Origin of the sequence: Vibrio sp. CyArs1 (assembly GCF_022432925.1) — a bacterium.
Classification (GTDB): domain Bacteria; phylum Pseudomonadota; class Gammaproteobacteria; order Enterobacterales; family Vibrionaceae; genus Vibrio; species Vibrio mediterranei.
This window is the reverse complement of record NZ_JAKRBO010000002.1, coordinates 313450-330384: the sequence shown is the minus strand read 5'-3', so window position 1 is coordinate 330384 and position 16935 is coordinate 313450. Positions and strand designations below refer to the sequence as shown.

The following is a 16935-nucleotide window of genomic DNA, read 5'->3' as shown; positions in this document are numbered from 1 at the left end:
CATGCTTTGGTTGTCGTTAGTCCTCTTTGCCTTAGTCATCATTCTTTTGAGAGACTCTAAAGTCAAAAAAGTCGATCAGTTTTTCAACATAGAAGAAGCTGAAGCGGAAAACTTAAATGCTATTAACGTTAAGTCGTTGGTGAGAAAGCAGAGTTGGCAGAAATTTAAGGAGTCGATTTCACCGACGCTTACCATCTTGGGGCCGCGTTCTTCGCTTTATATAGCTCTTTATATTACAGGCAGCATTATCGCGTCGTGGTATATCGTTATTGAATTATTATCCATGACCAATTCTTGGTTAGTGCTCAGTCTTTCTCTCATTTTCACTGTTTTCGGTTATCGCGTTTTGGTGGGAAGACGGCGACGTGATTTTGAAAATACCTTTCCTGATGCTCTGAATATTCTGATGAGCGCAGTAACGGCGGGTGATAGCTTGATGCAAGCAATTAGTTATGTCGGTGAAGCAATGAACAATCCGATAGGCCGTGAATTTAAGTTAATGGGCGATCGGTTGAAGTTGGGCGAATCACCGGAAGTCGTCTTGCAGCGTTCTTGTAAAAATTACCCTTATCCTGAGTTTTTATTTTTCACAGTGACTATTAGGGCAAACATTGCTCGTGGAGGACAGCTCAAAGGAGTATTAGCTCGCCTTATAAGAGTATTGGTTGATTCTAGGACGCTAGAGAAAAAGAAAATGGCCATGACTTCAGAGGCGAGGATTTCTGCGAAAATCGTTGCGGCTATTCCGCTTATCTTTACCGTTATTCTAAATTATGTAAACCCAGCGAATGTCGACTTTGTTTTAAATGATCCGCAAGGTCAGTACGTCCTGTTTTACGTCCTTGGTAGCGAACTCATCGGCTTGTCTATTGTTTGGCTACTGGTAAGGGGAGTGCGCGCATGATGTTATTGACGGCGCTGATCGTCCTATTTGTTTCCCTGTTATTTCTGATTTTTGAGTCTTTACGAGCAGAGCAAAGGCGTAAGAAGGTAGAGGACTATATCGGCGGACAGACTTTAAATTCTTCTTCTCGTGTTAATCGCTTTTTTGTTCGGTTTGGTAAAGAGCACCGACATGAGCTCGAGCAGAAGTTTATCGAAGCAGGTTATTACAACACTGAGTGGGCAAGATTTTACTTCCCAGCCAAGTTAGCGGTGCTCGCCGTGTTGTCGGTTTTAGTGTTAATGACGGATATGACGGCCAGTAACAAGTTATTGACGGTATTGGTATCTCTTGTTGCGGTGATTGTCGTTCCTGACATGCTGTTGCAGTTGCGACGCAAGGTACTCATTGGAAAAACGTCCGCTCAACTTCCTTATCTACTGGACATGATGTCGGTGTGTGTACAAACCGGTATGACCATCGAGGCAGCATTGATCTATTTAGGTAAAGAGCTTGCAGAGTTTGATTCTGATCTCTGCTATCAGGTTAAGCGCACTTCCGATTCCGCCAAAATACATGGTTTAGAAAAAGCACTGAATGACCTCAGTGATCGCATACCTACGCCTGCAGTGCGAAGTTTTGTACTGACTATTATTCAAAACCTGCAATACGGTACTTCCGTGGCGCAGGTACTGAGTGATTTGGCAGAAGATATGCGAAAAGTACAAATTCTAACTGTGGAAGAAAAAGTGGGGAAATTGTCCGCAAAAATGAGTATCCCATTGATTTTGTTCATTATGTTTCCCATCGTGATTCTTATTCTCGCACCGGGAATTATGCAAATGTCCATAAATATAGGAGGGTAACGAGTGATTAGAAAACCGTTCTATATCGTCTTAGTTTTACTGATTTCGCTAGTCGGATGTCAGTCAGCTCCATCTCCAGAGCGTGAGCAACAGGACGAAATTGCCAGTATGGAAAAGGTAAAAAACTATGATGGTTTGATTAGTTACTACAAGTCTGAGTTAGAAAAAGGATCGAAAGATCCTCAAGTCAAAGAAAAGTTGGCTTGGGCCTACTTTCATAAAGGTGACCTAGAATCTGCCGATTTTTACGTCCAGCACTTACAGAAAGAAGGTGTCATAAATCCAAGTTTGTACCAGTTAGAGGGGCAGGTTTTTGACGCTAAAGACGACACTGATAATGCGATTAATGCTTATTTAGACTCTATTAAATCGGGTAATCAATCCGGTCAAGTTCATGTCTTGTTGGGCGTATCGTATACCAAGGCTGGGAGCTACAAAGAAGCCTACAAGCAGTTGAATGAAGCAAGATTACGAGGTTATGACGACGTTGTCATTAAGAACAATCTAGCGATGATTCATATGGCAAATGGTGATTACCAAAAGGCGGTAGAAATGCTCACTCCAATCCTCAAAGAAAACCCGAGTAATAAGATCGTAAAAGCAAACTTAGCCATTGCACTTATGAAAGTGCAGCAGGTGGATGCCGCGAGAAAACTGCTAAAAGGTGAGTTTTCTGACCAAGAATTGCGTGATATTAGCGCCGAACTCACTCAGTACCGGAGTTAACAATGAATCGCCTGTACAAGCAAAAAGGAGTTACAACGGTTGAGTTTGCTTTGGGAGCCATCGTACTCATCTTCGCTACATTTGCTATTTTCGAATCGAGTTACCAAATCTACGTCGTCAATATGACCGAGTATTCGCTGAGAGAAACGATTAGAAACACCAAAATCTATGAAGGAAAGGGCATCAATCAGCAATACGAAGCAAAGTTTAAGACGCTTATCGAAGACGATAAAAACTTATGGCACTTCTTAATCGATAGCTCGAGATTTTCTATAGATGGCAAGTACTTCAAAACCTATGACGATTTCATTGCTAACCGAGGGCATTCGAGCCAAGGGTTGAATTTCAACTATGATTTGGCAGAAATCACAGTTACTTATCATTACTCTCCAATGCTCAAGCTTTGGGGAACGTCTGATAGCACCATCTCTCGTACTATGGTGCTCAATTTAGAACATGAGGGGTGGAAAGATGACGCTCCATAACCACGGTGTATGTTCCAAACATCGCCAAAAAGGGTCCTTCGCGATCGAATTAGCGTTCGTCATGATGGCTTTGTGTGCTATCTACCTCTTTTCGACAGATTTGAGTCATCAGCTTCTAGTTCGAGCTAAGTTGGATCGCTCGAGCTTCGCGCTCGCCAACGTGATCAAAGAACGTACTCGCTATTTCGATGCTGATGTTGCTGCCGGAAAGAATCTAGCAGTAACCAGCTCTGATCTAGTCAACCTTACTCAAGTTGCGAGTCGAATGCTAAATACAGCGCCTGGAAACGTAGCACTTAAAATTGAATCGCTGACCAATAAAACGACCGTGGTTGGGTTTACTAGTAACAAATTTAATAGCTTAAATTGTCAGACTGACTCACTCCAAGAGCACGCTGATTTAGCTCCGGTGGAAAAAGGGGTTATCTATCCGCTGTATCGAGTGAGTATATGTCAGCAACAACATTCTTGGTTTGAACCCTTTATAAATGGCGGTACCAGTACCACCGTCAAAATTGTTTCATCCTCAATACTGCCCGGGAGATAGTGTAATGAGAATGCAGCGTTATCAGCATCGAAGTCTCCGTCGCCAGAAAGGAGTCGCCGCAATTTGGATGGGATTGATGCTTGTACCCATAATGGGATTTACATTTTGGGCAGTCGAAGGGACGCGTTATGTTCAGGAAACCAGCCGTCTAAGGGATGCTTCTGAAGCTGCTGCTTTAGCGGTAACCATTGAAGATCAACCAACGCTCGCTAACAATCTTGCGACTAAATATATTGAAAACTACGTGCGCGATATCAAGTCAATGGCACTGACCGCGCAGCGATTTCATCAGGCAGAGAACCAAAACGCAGGTGTACTGGAGTATATCCAATATACGGTTAACGCTAAAACGACACATGATTCTTGGTTTGCGAGCAGCTTTATTCCATCATTCGGTGACCAGCAAGATCTAGCAGGACGTTCCTTGGCGAGAAAATACCCAGTCTATTTGGGGGATAATAATATCGATATCGTGTTTGTTTCCGACTTTTCTGGTTCTATGGAATGGACATGGGGGCAAAACAGAAGTCGAAAGATCGATGATCTCAAGCGCGCAATCAATGAAATTGCGGACAAAATTCTTTGCAACCCCAGAGACTCTGATGCCCATAATGGAAATGAAGCGAGTACCTGCGATGAGAATAATGGTGAACTGGCCGATAAGGTTAAAAACAGGATTGGTATTGTACCTTACAACATTCGTACGCGGGAAAAACACGCTAATGGAACCGTGTCCTCTGTTAGCCAGTTAAGATACAAAACGGGTGTTGATGTGTTGTACCCCGAACGAACCTTTGAATCCGTTAATTGGAATAAGTGGCGTAGATACACTGGTAGACAAGTTTACAACTGCTCGGTTGATAGTCATTACTGTCCGAGTCGTACTGATGATGAACGCAATGAAGCTAATCGAGTCGTTCGAGCCCTTAACATTAAGCCTTATTCTAACCAGCGCTATTACGTTGTTGATTCTTATAAATATGTAGATTTCTCTGCCACAGTGTCACAAATGATGACCAATCATTTTCCTACAGTTTCCACGTATTATCGTGTTGACCGCAACAAGCTGTACTGGGGATTTGGTGATAGCTCATTTAATCAGTTTCACAATATATCCTTGACTAACAATATCGATAATCTTGCGCCACTAAGCTCTATGCGGGCCAGTGGGTTTACCGCGGCGTTTCAAGGAATATTAAGAGGAGCTCAGATACTAGCTGACGGTAACCCGAACAGTACTGATCTGAAAGAACAGCAAGCATACAACCAAAAAATAAAAATGCTGCTCATATTAAGTGATGGTCAAGAGAGCCCTAACAACGGCATTTTGAGGGGACTGGTGAATGCTGGCATGTGTAATAAAGCAAGACAGCAAATACCCGGTTTATACATAGGCGTGATAGGTATTAACTTTCAAGCGTCTCAACAAAGTGGTTTTCAAGACTGTGTAGTTGACCCCAATGAAGACATTATCGACGTAGCCAACCTCGATGAATTGATTAAGAAGATAGAAGAACTCATCCGCAAGGGCTCTAAAACAAGCGGAATAACTAAGTTGTACTAGAGGAAAATATGAAGAAGTTAGTGATTGGTGCACTTGTCATGTCGATGTTGCCATACAGTTTGGCCGCGAGTGCAGGAGAGGGGCAAAGCGTGTATTGCGATAACACTTTTAATGAATTTCAGCACAGTGTGACAGTAGGGAATATCACAGGTATTGCGCAGCATCGAAAAGGCTTTTTGCAAATAGAACAAAAGTCAGATGACAGTGACTTAAAAAAGCTGTTGGCCGGGAAATCTAGTCTTGCTTTAAGTCAGTCAGGCTGCACCACTTGGATAGGTGATGAGCACGGAAAGGCTAAACAAGGAGGCTTAGTGGCACGTCTTCATTTTGGTTTTGACCAAGCCAATCTCACTCCCATGGGCGATGAAGCATTAAATCGTTTAGCAGATACGCTAGGGAAACAGGCTAGTAATATCACTATAGACGGGCACACCGACAGTACTGGACCCGAAGGGTATAACCAAGCACTTGGGCTGAAAAGAGCGTTAACAACCTCAGATGGCCTAATCTCAAAAGGCGTGGATAAGAATCATATTGTTGTGCGCTCTTTTGGCGAAACCAAGCCGATTGCGACCAACTCGACGACAGAAGGGCGAGCGCAAAATCGACGTTCGGAGATATGGGTTTCTTCCGGTAGCACGGTTAAATCAGTGAACAAATGATTCAATAACTAAGTGGTCATCTTGTCTGTTTAGGGAAGTTGCCACATCAAACTGAATGGAGTCATGGTGGATAGCAATAGAGTGGCAGTGGATAGATACAAAAGAATGATCGCCATTATGGTTGTGATGACTTGGAGTGGTGTCGTTGCAGCGTCGGAGCTTATTGATTTTGAAGAACGAGACAAGTTAAACAACATTAACTCTTCGTATGAGCAGCAATACAGTGAGTTGAGAATCGATGAGAATATAGCTCGATTTAATAAGTTGAATGCAGACATTGAATCAACCAAGATCAAGCTCGACAACAATATAGAAATGATAAAATCAGAGACGTCTAGGCTTAAGGATAAACTGGTGGAAGGCGTCTACGACGAATCGTTGATTCTGACTCTTCGTAACTTATCAGCAAAAGTCAACTCAATGAAGCATCAGATAGAGACTGCAGTAAAGCAACTTGCTGAAACTAAAAAAGAACTGTCTCATGGCCAGCAACAAGCCGCTCAGGTTGAAAGGGTTAAGAATGATGCAATTCTCGCTCTATATGAGCAAATAAAAAGCCGTCATATGAATGAAGCTAAGCAAGTAGTTAAAGATACATATGAGGGTAGTTTGCAATGTAATGTGGCGGAGAGCCTATCGACTTGTGTAAACCGAAATCTACCGTCGATAAAAAATGCATTTGTAATTAGCAAAGGTGGTTTATCTCGTATTAAACTCACTGGATTCAGAGTGGTCGATGCAACACAAAGGTTAAATGGTGATTTAAGCTTCATTGCTGATGCGAGTTATAAACACAGTTACAGCACTAACACTGAAGTTGAGCTTAGGAAAGCACTAAACTTGGATAATGTGCGTTTTGTGTTTCGATCTAACTCCTCTAAAACAAGTTTTTATATTAACGACCAGAAGGTCGGTTCTGGTGAACGTGTTGATGTAACTGGTAATTATGTCGGAGTCTACAGCGTGCGTGCTGTAAATAATGGAAAAGCACAGTCGCTAAAACTTAACTTAAAGAATGGTGGAGATTATTTCTTCCCATTTGCTAGCAAAACAAGCTCGGACAAGCTTGTTTTAAAGGAAACGAGCAATGCGATCAGTCGTACCATACCCAGCAGTCATAAAACAAAGTTTACTAAAAGCGTTCTAAATCCAAGCAAGATTAAGGAAGCGACATCAGCTAGTTCAAAAAATGAAACGCATTATACTAATAAGGTAATTTATAAAGATCAGGCATTTACCTATTTATCACCGAGATTTCAGGGGAACAAAAAGTCTCATGATCTATTCCTAAATCGTGAAGACGCTATTCAATATTGTGAGCAACGTTTGTCTTCTAAACTACCAACGCAAGCCGCTTATCAGTATTTAGAGCTATATACGGACCTTGCACCTGGAGATTATTGGACTCAAAAAGGTAAGGTGTATTCTTCGGAAAAACATGAAGAACTAGATAAAGCTTTTGATACTAATAGGTTTATTTGCATGCTAAGTATGAACTAACCTTATCGGTTTAGATATCGACTTTGCATTTCTACGACACGCGCAACATAGTTGCGCGTTTCTTTTATTGGAAACTCTTTAGTCAGCTTAACATAAAGTTGCTCAGTAGTGAGTTGACTGACTCTAAAAGTAAGGTGTGATAAAGATTGGGTATCGAATCCATATTTCATCAGATTGCTAAGGCCGCAGTTGTAAGCTGCTATGACGAGTAGCTTTCTAGAATTTCGATCTCTTATATTGCGAAGGTACACGGTATCAAGAATACTAAGGTAAGCAGTTCCGATATCGATGTTAGTTATAGGGTCAAAGATTTGTTGAATGGAATAGCTCACACCCCCTCTGTATCTTTTTGCGACTTCTTGCGCCGCTCCATCTTCTGTTATCTGCATTAGTCCGTACGCATAAGCAGGGCTTTGTGCTGTAGGATTAAAATAACTTTCGACATGGATTACAGCATAAATCAAACTGGCATCAACGTTCCATTTTTCTGAAGAAGCGCGGATAATTGGTTGATACAAAGTGCTCTTAACACCACCCGCTGTGATATTGGGCGAGGGGAGAGGTTGATTTTGACTCCTGCCTCCACGAAGTTGGATAATATTATGATTAGACTGAGATGGATTAATTGTAGTCAATCTTGATTTAGCCGAGCTTTGACTCTTGAGTTTCTCTGAAGAAGAACTGTTGTCCGAGACAACCTCTATGTATTGCTTTCCATACACTTTATTTTGATATAGTAGAAAAACTACCGTTAACAATAGGTACAGGATACTACGTGAAATTATTAGCATAAGAGAATAGCAAGCAAGAAACCTAAAATTTAAGCTTAGCGTTCTTTTGAAAAATGGAGTGTATTGGTTTTGATACTACTAAGGAAACATGTTATTTCTTTCTTAATCGATCATGTAGCCATTGATGGTGAATGCTGTAATCACCATGTTGAGACCAAATTAGTGATGCATATATCTGTCGGCCAAATAGTAATGTTTGATCGTTAATCATCATAATTGAATCTCTTTTTATATGATTTTCAACAAGGTGCTGAGGAAGAAACGCTATTCCTTTTTTTGCTAAACATAGCTCTAGAATTGTAGAGGTATCATCCAGAACCCAAATATTGTGCCGAGCAATACTGGAGATATCAATGATGTCTTCGCTACCGTCGATGAGCAAAAGCCTTGCGGATATATAGCTATCGCTTTCAGAGAAATCCTTATGTGCAATCCAATGACAATTAACCAAGAATAACTCATCGACGTTGAAGTCAAACTCTGTCTTATGGTAAGGGTTGCCTATGGCGATATCTATTTGATGGTTGTTAATGTATTGCCCAAGGATATAGCTCGGTTTTGTGACAACTGTAAGTTCCGTATCAGGATAGATTTCAGAAAACTCCATCAGTGTGTGCTTGACATTATGGTCAAACACGAGTGGGTCGATACCTATCCTTAATTTACTTTCATCTTTAAAGCTCAGTGCTTCTGCAACATTAATAAGTTCCATATATTTTGACACAATTGGTGTTGCTAATTGAAAAATTTTCTTTCCTCGAGAAGTCAATTCAATAGAGTTGCTTTTTCTCTCTAATAAATCATACCCAAGCTCATTCTCTAGGTTTTTGACGGCGCCGCTAATAGTTGACTGAGATTTAGCAAGTTTTCTGGCGGCCTTGCTAAATGAACCATTAGTAACAACGGAGTGAAACGATAGCAAATTGTCGAAAGGTAGCTTCATACATACGCTCTACGATAATGTAAAGTAACGATTTAAGCGTAACAGTCTATTTGCAAATAGAATGTCATATTGAGAATAGTGTGATTTGCGTCACACTATAAGTGGGCGATTTGAGATTTTAATTTTTAATGAGAATTAAGAAATTGAAAAGTAAGATATTGAAAATTGCGAAGGTTTAGTTATTCCTAATTATAAACTACTAAAAATAGTTTATTTATTTTTCTCAAACGCTATCGGTAATTCCGATAGCGTTCACTTTTGAGACGGTGATCCAATGCCTACCTTTACTAATGCCAAGGGCAAACAGTCATAAAAGGAATAGGATTATGTTGATGACATTATACGTAAAAGCTTTGTCATTTTTGACCACGCTTAAGAATGATGAACGCGGTGTTACCGCAATTGAGTATGGGTTGATAGCGGTGGCTATGGCTGTACTCTTGTCTGCAGTTTTGGTGTTTGGTGAAGGTAATATGCTCGGAGAGCTTCAACAAGCGTTTGCTGCAATATCAGGCGACATTAACACCACTACTGGTTTAACCGCCCCTTAGTTGCACAGTGGTGATCTGGTGTTTAATAGCATTCTGCTAGCATCAATCGTTGTTCTATTGGTACTGATTTCAGTTTCTGATATTAGGAAAAGAACAATACCAAACTCTTACATCGCGATGCTAGCAGTATTGTCACTATCACTTGGGTTTCAGTATTATACAACAGAATACCTTTTCAATTACTTTCTTCTAATTACCATTCTGCTAACGACTTTCTATTTTGGCTGGATGGGTGGTGGTGACGTTAAGTTAATAGCAATATTAGCGTTGGCATTACCTAGTGTTATAACAGTAGTAGCACTTTGGTTAACGATGATATTTGGTGGTGTATTAGCCGTCGTTCGATTATCGCAATACCGCTTTAGCCTAATTTCAGCGAAGAAAGATCAACGCGGATTACCCTATGGAGTTGCAATATCTATGGGTTTCTGCTTACCACTGATATATATTTATATATAGGTAAACATTATGAAGTCGAAGATAATATTTGCTGTCGCATTTCTAGCAATATTAATTGGGGTTCTTGGCGTTTATTCAAGCATGAATAAGCCCCTACAACAGCCAGTGGTAGAAGAAAAACAAGCAGCGACTCCTACCATCGAACCTAAGGCAGAATATGTGACCGTTTGGCGGTCTACCGAATCTATTTCTAGAGGCGAGCCAATTAATTCATCCAAGGTCAAGCGAGAGCAATTATTACTCACTTCTGCTCTTGATGAAGGTATCCGATCTGATGTTGAATTGGATTTTGACCCTACAACATTATTCAATACCCCCATTTCATCGGGTCAACTTATTCTGCCCGAGATGCTCACTAAAAAAGATGCCCCAGGGTATATTGATCTTCTTGTTACCGAAGGCATGACACTTTACCCACTTGTGGTGAGCAGTAAAAACCTTATCAGCGACTTTATTCGCCCTGGAGAACATATTGATATTCTTACAGTAAGCTCTCCTAAAGATAACTTATCAGGAAAGCGTGAGAAACCAATTAAATTTAGAGGTGTCACGGCAACCCTATTTTTGCAAAATATCAAAGTGTTAAACATGGGCGGTTCGGAAGAAGAGCAAAGTGTTAAACCAGTATCAGAAAACAAAGAGGATGGTTTTACCACCATTATTATTGAAATTCCACCTGAGGAAGTGGCTCGGTTAGCTCTTGCGCAACGAACGATGCATCTCGAAGTTTATCGAAGCCGTGAATATCAAGAGCCTGTATATGCGGATGTCAGAAATGTTATGGACAACTATATTGGCGTAGAGGAGCTAAGGGGCTCGCCCTCAGGAAACGACCGTTTTGGAGGGGATTTGTAATGGACTACAAAATAATGAGGTATGGATATCGTCTCACCGTAATTTTACTGAGTTTCTTCTTATCATCAATAGCTTACTCGGGTGAAACTTACATAACTGTAAATGATGCTAAAAATATAGAGCTTAGTGAGAGAATCACTAAAGTTTTTGTAAGTGATCCCGATATTGTGGACTACAACGTTATTAATGAAAACTCCATCGTAATATTCTCAAAAGCTGTCGGTCAGGCAAGGTTGATGATTTATGGCGAATCAGAAAAATTGCTCTATTCCGAACGCATCATAGCTGACATAGACCTGAGTCAAGTGCGTCGCCAAGTCGCGCTATTGTTCCCTGATACTAGTGTGAAAATTGAGTCCGTAGGTAACCAAGTTGCAGTGAGTGGTATCGTAAACTCTGAACGAGAAAGAGACGATATTTATCGACTTGTTGCAACTTTACTCGGTCGAGAAAAACTAGAGAAATGGGATAAAGTCCAGAAGCTAAAGTTCCAGAACGACAATATTTCGATCGAAGAACCAGAGAGTATGATCTTTGAGAGGAACATGACGTGGGATGGGATAATAGAACGACTTGAAGTGGCGACCGTGCAACAAGTCAATGTAAAAATATCCGTAGCCCAAGTGACTGAGCGTTTCGCTGAGACGGTAGGTGTCGATTGGTCTTCGTTTGGTGCCAACGTTGGCCAGTTCTTGTTCCAGCAATTTGAAGCTGCAGACTTAACAACTCTCATTACTGCGCTTGGCAATGAAAACGTCGCACAAGTGCTTGCTGAGCCCAATCTAACTGTTATCTCAGGCGAATCAGCAAGTTTCCTCGTAGGTGGGGAAGTCCCGGTGATTGTCTCTACCAATAACAACGTAAATATCACCTTTAAAGAGTTTGGTATCAAACTCGACCTTACTGCAAAAGTGCTAACTGAAGAAAAGATACGAATGCAGCTTTTTCCAGAAGTAAGTGAAATTGAGCGTTATATCAGAGCTGCGGGTATTGAGGTGCCTCAATTAGCGACACGCAGAGCTATGACCACCATAGAGCTAGGTGATGGTGATAGCTTTGTGCTCGGTGGTCTTATGAGTAGTGCAGACTTTGAAGAGATTCAAAAAACTCCCCTCATTGGCGATATACCAGTACTTGGTGCGGCGTTTAGAAAGTCTTCCACAGACAGACGTCGAACAGAACTGATCATTGTCGCAACGGTGAACTTAGTTAAGCCAATGAAAAGAAAAGACATCCAACTTCCGTACATCACCAAAACCAATACTTTACGCCGTTGGTTGAATATCTCTGAGCCGGAAGAAACGAATGAAGGGTCAAGCCCTACGATTGAGCTCTTATCCAAAGGAGGGTTTATCCAATGAATATTTCAATAAATACCTCAATTTGGTTACTGCCTTTGTTGCTACTTCTGGGATGCAGTGAACGTTACTACAACGGAGAAGGGGCGGAGTATCTTGTTTATCCAGAGACCCATGTGTACGAGTTTACGGCTAGAGACAAGGTTGAAGCAACGAAAAAACTGGCTCAAATCTTTGACACGATCGACGACATTGATACTGGTCCAACTTATGTCATTGAATACAAAAATAATACTGCAAAGTCGATCTTGAAGGATTCGATGAAAGACCTCAAATATCTACCTTATCGAGCGGACGCGTTTTCAATGACCAAGAACGGTGCTCTCAGCTCAGATATCAAGGTGATAGTGACATTTCATAATTTAGCTAAAGCCAAATGCAAACCGATTGAAATCGAAACTCAGAATAGCAGCAGGAATTGTTTTTCAGAAGCGGCAAGAGTTCAGCAGGTGGCTCATAAAGAACGTCTGGTGGAGGGAATCTAATGTTCGATATCACTAAAAAACTTCCGGAGTCAAACAAACCGCAAGTTGGAACGTCGAGTTCCAATATTACTTGCTCGTTAGTTTATCAAACGGATGAATGTCGAAATTTGGTGGAAGAGCTGTTTGAGTTTGAAGGGTGGGATTGCCCCACTGGTATACAACAACATAAAGCAGACAGCGAGTTCTATTCGAAACAAGAGAGTAACTTAATTCTCTTGGAGCTAAATGAATCATCGAATGTTGTCGCGGATGCGCAAGCGGTAGCGGCCAAACTTCCAACCCATAAAGGCGTGATCGTTATAGGTAAAGAAGATGCCATCTCGACGCTGAGAAGCTTGAAAGAGATGGGCTTCTACTATCTTTTTTGGCCTATTAACAAGTATGAGTTCGCTGAGTTTGTAATGCATGTGAACAATGATTTGAAAGCTCAAAAAGGGGTGAGTAAAGAAAGGAGAGCGAAGCGAGTAGCGGTTGTAGGTAGCAAGGGTGGAGTAGGTACGTCGTTTATTGCTACGGAGCTTGGGAACAAACTGGCTGGCGAAGGCGTAGACACTATATTAGTTGACCATCAGTACAATGGAAGTGGAACCGATGTCTTATTAGGTCTTACAGAGTTTTCTGCGAGACAGGTCGATGAGCTATCTGTCCCTCTCCACGAGCTTGATTTGGAAGGAGCGTTAAGCTACCTAACTTCGGTATCTCCTGAGCTTCGGTTGTTGTCGCTTCAAGGAAGTGCAGACCAAAAGGACTTGTTGAATTACAACCAAACACTTTGTGAACTTTTAGTTCATAACACTAACTTCATTGTAGAGGATTATTCGGGCAGCGTTGATTTCCCACTCGATTGCGACATGTTAGTAAGAAATTACGATGTTATCGCCATTGTCATCGAGCCAACAGTTACCGCAGTTAGAAAAGCTAAAGCACTTATTTCAGATATTGATACCTCGCGAGACCTAACCAAGAAACGGACTCGAATTGTTACTGTGGTAAATCATCACCGACCTAATAATAACTTCCCAATCGCACATGATGATGTCACAAAATTTCTGGGCGCAAGCGTCGATTTGGACGTCGAATACTGTAAACAACTTGCTCATCTTCAAATCGATGGCAAGCGTGTGTACAAGCATGATCGTTCTGTGAATCGATCCATTGACCAGCTGGCGCGTTTAGTTAACGGCCAACCAATTAACACTAATAGGGGCATTTTACAAAGGTTGGGATGGAGATGAGTTCAAACAAGGAAGTCTACGTAGCGTTTCGGTCGCAAATCTTTGAAGCATTGGATCCTGAAGCAATACAAACGCTAAGTCAAAAAGAGGTTGAGAATCAAATTCGCAATGCTGTGGATGTGCTTGCGAACAACTTCGAACGTCCGATTACAGCGATGATGAAAAGTGGCCTCGTTAAAAGCATGATGGACGAGTTGTTTGGACTTGGGCCCATTCAATCGTTAGTTGATGACCCAACCGTAACCGATATATTGGTCAACAGTGCAACGGATGTGTTTTTCGAGAAAAACGGCAAACTACACCGCTCTGATATTTCATTTGTGAGTGAAGAACAGGTTTTAGCCATTGCGAAACTTATTGCTGCTAGGGTTGGTCGACGCGTTGATGAGCTCTCTCCAACCGTCGATGCTCGACTGGAAGATGGGAGCCGTGTAAACATTGTTATTCCTCCTATTGCCCTTGATGGCACTTCTATCTCCATCCGAAAATTCAGAGAACAGAACTTTGGCGTCGAAGAGCTTGTCGAGATAGGTTCGATGTCATTAGACATGGCGAGAGTACTATCTATAGCCTCACGTTGTCGGATGAATATTCTCATTTCAGGTGGTACGGGTTCTGGGAAAACGACGTTACTTAACGCCTTATCGCATTATGTCGAAGACGATGAACGCATCGTAACGATAGAAGATGCAGCGGAGCTACGATTACAACAGCCTAATTTGGTGAGACTAGAAACTCGCTCAGCCAGTATTGAGGAAACGGGCGTAGTGACGCAGCGGGATTTGGTGATAAATGCGCTGCGGATGAGACCGGATCGGATCATACTTGGGGAGTGTCGTGGCCCTGAAGCGTTTGAGATGTTGCAGGCCATGAATACAGGCCATGATGGCTCAATGTCGACGCTTCATGCTAACTCTCCTCGAGATGCCATTAGTCGTGTTGAATCTATGATAATGATGGCTAACCTCAACCAACCTTTAGATGCCATAAGGCGTTCTATTGTCAGCGCAGTCCAACTTATTGTGCAAGTAAATCGATTGAGAGACGGTTCTCGAAAAGTCACTAGCATTTCAGAAGTTGTTGGCCTAGAGGGCGAGAATGTGGTGATGGAAGAAATCTATCGCTTTAAGTATGAAGAGTCAGGCTATGGTGAAAATGTCAAAGGATCGTTTCTTACTCAAGGGATTATGCAGCGTTCTGAGTTGGTGAAAAAGTCACAGTTCTACGGTTTATACGAAGAGCTGATGATGTCTTTTAATGGAGTAAGATAATGCTTATTTGGATCTCGTTCATATTACTCGGTGTCGTAGCAATGCTTTTGGCCATGGGCAAGAAGGACAAGGTCGCGCAGTATTTCCCTGACACAGGCACGCAAGAAGAACTAACCTCTGCGATTAACTTAGGTACATTAGTGCCTAAAAAAGGGATCAAGCAAGCTCAAGAGTCATTTAAATTCTCAGTTCAAACATTGGGACCACGTGCCAACATCATGGTCGGGCTGTTCGTTGTGGCTAGTGTGGTTGCTGCTTGGTACATTGCGTTTGAAGTACTGAGTGCTAATCAGATTGTTGTCTTTGTCGTCGCACTGTTAGTGTTTTGGTTTCTAGGATACCAATGGCTATCAAATCGTCGTCGAGTTCAGTTTCAACAAACGTTTCCGGATGCACTTAATGTGTTAATGAGTGCGGTGACCGCGGGTGAAAGCCTAATGCAAGCCGTCAGTTTTGTCGGTCAGAATCTTGATAATGAGGTAGGTAGGGAATTCAAAAATATGGGGGATCGGCTCAAGCTCGGTGAGTCGCCAGACCAAGTGTTGCAGCGTGCCGCTAAGCGTTTTCCTTATCCTGAGTTTATCTTCTTTACTATTGCTATCAGAGCGAATATGAGCCGAGGAGGTCAGTTGAGAGGGGTCTTAGCGCGCCTGATTCGAGTCTTAGTCGACGCGAGAACGATGGAGACTAAGAAAATGGCGATGACCTCTGAGGCAAGGATCTCTGCCAAAGTCGTCGCAGCGATTCCTGTTATTTTTGCAGTCATACTCTATAACGTGAATCCCGATAACATTAACTACATCCTCCATGATCCCAAAGGTGTTTGGGTATTGTATTACGTTGTAGGTAGTGAGCTTGTCGGCCTGTTTATCGTTTGGTTATTGGTTAAGGCGGTAAGATTATGATCATTTTGATGAGCTTATTAGTGATTACTTTAACCATTACCTTTTTAGTTTTTGAAATGGTAAAGGTCAATGGCAGACAGAAAAAAATCAAATCATTTATTTCTAAGTCGCAAACACTAAGCCCAGTAAAGAGTAATCGTATAATTATTGGCTTTGCGAAAGAACAACGAAAGGAACTAGAGCAGAAGTTACTTGATGCAGGTTATTACAACAAAAATCTGGCAAAGTACTATCTACCCACTAAATTTGCTGTCGCAGTATGTATATCGTTAGCAATATTATTCTTAAATATAGCAGTGCTTTATAAAGTAGTTGCAGTTGTCGTTGTTATGATAACGGTAATAATTCTTCCAGATATAATTCTCGATATCAAAAAGAAGTTAATGGTCAGAAAGATTTCACGAAACTTACCGTACGTATTAGATATCATGTCTGTATGCGTTCAAACGGGTATGACAATCGAAGCTTCTTTTGATTACTTGCATAAAGAATTGGCGGCATTTGATAGTGATCTTAGCTATCAAATCAAGAAAACATCAGATGCAGGAAAAATCCATGGCATTGAAAAAGCACTTAATGACTTAAACAATCGCTTGCCGGCACCAGAGGTCCAGAGCTTTGTTTTAACCATAATTCAAAACCTTCAATACGGTACATCGGTTGCCAATATTTTGAGTGATTTAGCTGAAGATATGCGTCGGATTCAATTGTTAAAAGTTGAAGAGAAGGTTGGGAAACTCTCCGCCAAAATGAGCGTTCCTTTAATACTTCTCATTATGTTTCCAATCGTAATTTTAATTCTTGCACCTGGAGTGATGCAACTAGACTTCACGGACCTAAGGAAATGAT

19 protein-coding genes are annotated in these 16935 nt (G+C 41.5%); 17 read left to right on the top strand and 2 right to left on the bottom strand.

What is annotated here, in order from left to right; genetic code table 11:
* Position 1: 1 nt before the first annotated feature.
* The 8 genes from MMA19_RS08220 to MMA19_RS08185 all read left to right on the top strand — a co-directional run bounded on the left by MMA19_RS08220 (position 2) and on the right by MMA19_RS08185 (position 7233).
* Positions 2-904, top strand: a complete 903-nt coding sequence (locus tag MMA19_RS08220; RefSeq protein ID WP_240205960.1) for a type II secretion system F family protein — start codon at positions 2-4, stop codon at positions 902-904.
* Positions 901-1749 carry a type II secretion system F family protein gene (locus MMA19_RS08215; protein WP_088877443.1) on the top strand — a complete coding sequence of 283 codons (849 nt, stop codon included), beginning with the start codon at positions 901-903 and terminating at the stop codon, positions 1747-1749. Before MMA19_RS08220 ends, MMA19_RS08215 begins: the two co-directional genes overlap by 4 nt.
* Positions 1750-1752: 3 nt before the next feature.
* Positions 1753-2475, top strand: a complete 723-nt coding sequence (locus MMA19_RS08210) for a tetratricopeptide repeat protein (protein ID WP_240205959.1) — start codon at positions 1753-1755, stop codon at positions 2473-2475.
* Positions 2476-2477: 2 nt separating this feature from the next.
* Positions 2478-2960: a TadE family protein gene (locus MMA19_RS08205; protein WP_006070726.1), complete on the top strand. Its 483-nt coding sequence runs from the start codon at positions 2478-2480 to the stop codon at positions 2958-2960.
* Entirely contained in the window at positions 2947-3507 is a 561-nt protein-coding gene (gene tadF / locus MMA19_RS08200; protein WP_240205958.1) for a tight adherence pilus pseudopilin TadF, read from the top strand. Before MMA19_RS08205 ends, tadF begins: the two co-directional genes overlap by 14 nt.
* Before the next feature lie 4 nt (positions 3508-3511).
* Positions 3512-5071 carry a TadE/TadG family type IV pilus assembly protein gene (locus MMA19_RS08195; RefSeq protein ID WP_240205957.1) on the top strand — a complete coding sequence of 520 codons (1560 nt, stop codon included), beginning with the start codon at positions 3512-3514 and terminating at the stop codon, positions 5069-5071.
* An 8-nt stretch (positions 5072-5079) separates the two neighbouring features.
* The gene (locus MMA19_RS08190) at positions 5080-5733 is read left to right on the top strand and encodes an OmpA family protein (RefSeq protein WP_240205956.1); all 654 of its coding nucleotides are present in this window, start codon (positions 5080-5082) and stop codon (positions 5731-5733) included.
* Positions 5734-5838: 105 nt separating this feature from the next.
* The gene (locus tag MMA19_RS08185) at positions 5839-7233 is read left to right on the top strand and encodes a hypothetical protein (protein ID WP_240206173.1); all 1395 of its coding nucleotides are present in this window, start codon (positions 5839-5841) and stop codon (positions 7231-7233) included.
* Positions 7234-7235: 2 nt separating this feature from the next.
* Here MMA19_RS08185 and MMA19_RS08180 read toward each other — a convergent pair whose 3' ends face one another.
* Both MMA19_RS08180 and MMA19_RS08175 read right to left on the bottom strand, forming a co-directional pair.
* Complete coding sequence (locus MMA19_RS08180; RefSeq protein ID WP_164491409.1) at positions 7236-7751, bottom strand: transglycosylase SLT domain-containing protein; 516 nt, start codon at positions 7749-7751, stop codon at positions 7236-7238.
* Positions 7752-8115: 364 nt separating this feature from the next.
* On the bottom strand, positions 8116-8967 hold the full coding sequence (locus MMA19_RS08175; RefSeq protein WP_006070720.1) for a LysR family transcriptional regulator: 852 nt from the start codon (positions 8965-8967) through the stop codon (positions 8116-8118).
* A gap of 326 nt (positions 8968-9293) precedes the next feature.
* Between MMA19_RS08175 and MMA19_RS08170 the strand changes: the two genes are divergently transcribed.
* The 9 genes from MMA19_RS08170 to MMA19_RS08130 are packed head-to-tail and all read left to right on the top strand — an operon-like array spanning position 9294 to position 16934.
* Positions 9294-9518, top strand: coding sequence for a Flp family type IVb pilin (locus MMA19_RS08170; protein WP_006070719.1), 225 nt, complete (start codon positions 9294-9296; stop codon positions 9516-9518).
* A gap of 18 nt (positions 9519-9536) precedes the next feature.
* Entirely contained in the window at positions 9537-9977 is a 441-nt protein-coding gene (locus MMA19_RS08165; protein ID WP_236109842.1) for a prepilin peptidase, read from the top strand.
* Between the two features lie 9 nt (positions 9978-9986).
* Complete coding sequence (gene cpaB, locus MMA19_RS08160; RefSeq protein ID WP_006070717.1) at positions 9987-10832, top strand: Flp pilus assembly protein CpaB; 846 nt, start codon at positions 9987-9989, stop codon at positions 10830-10832.
* A 14-nt stretch (positions 10833-10846) separates the two neighbouring features.
* Positions 10847-12193: a pilus assembly protein N-terminal domain-containing protein gene (locus tag MMA19_RS08155; protein WP_240206172.1), complete on the top strand. Its 1347-nt coding sequence runs from the start codon at positions 10847-10849 to the stop codon at positions 12191-12193.
* Complete coding sequence (locus tag MMA19_RS08150) at positions 12190-12675, top strand: hypothetical protein (RefSeq protein ID WP_240205955.1); 486 nt, start codon at positions 12190-12192, stop codon at positions 12673-12675. The genes MMA19_RS08155 and MMA19_RS08150 overlap by 4 nt, the downstream gene beginning before the upstream one ends.
* Complete coding sequence (locus MMA19_RS08145) at positions 12675-13910, top strand: chromosome partitioning protein ParA (RefSeq protein ID WP_240205954.1); 1236 nt, start codon at positions 12675-12677, stop codon at positions 13908-13910. The genes MMA19_RS08150 and MMA19_RS08145 overlap by 1 nt, the downstream gene beginning before the upstream one ends.
* Positions 13907-15181, top strand: coding sequence for a CpaF family protein (locus MMA19_RS08140; protein ID WP_006070713.1), 1275 nt, complete (start codon positions 13907-13909; stop codon positions 15179-15181). The genes MMA19_RS08145 and MMA19_RS08140 overlap by 4 nt, the downstream gene beginning before the upstream one ends.
* Positions 15181-16086 carry a type II secretion system F family protein gene (locus tag MMA19_RS08135; protein WP_006070712.1) on the top strand — a complete coding sequence of 302 codons (906 nt, stop codon included), beginning with the start codon at positions 15181-15183 and terminating at the stop codon, positions 16084-16086. Before MMA19_RS08140 ends, MMA19_RS08135 begins: the two co-directional genes overlap by 1 nt.
* Entirely contained in the window at positions 16083-16934 is an 852-nt protein-coding gene (locus MMA19_RS08130) for a type II secretion system F family protein (RefSeq protein WP_006070711.1), read from the top strand. The genes MMA19_RS08135 and MMA19_RS08130 overlap by 4 nt, the downstream gene beginning before the upstream one ends.
* Position 16935 lies beyond the last annotated feature (1 nt).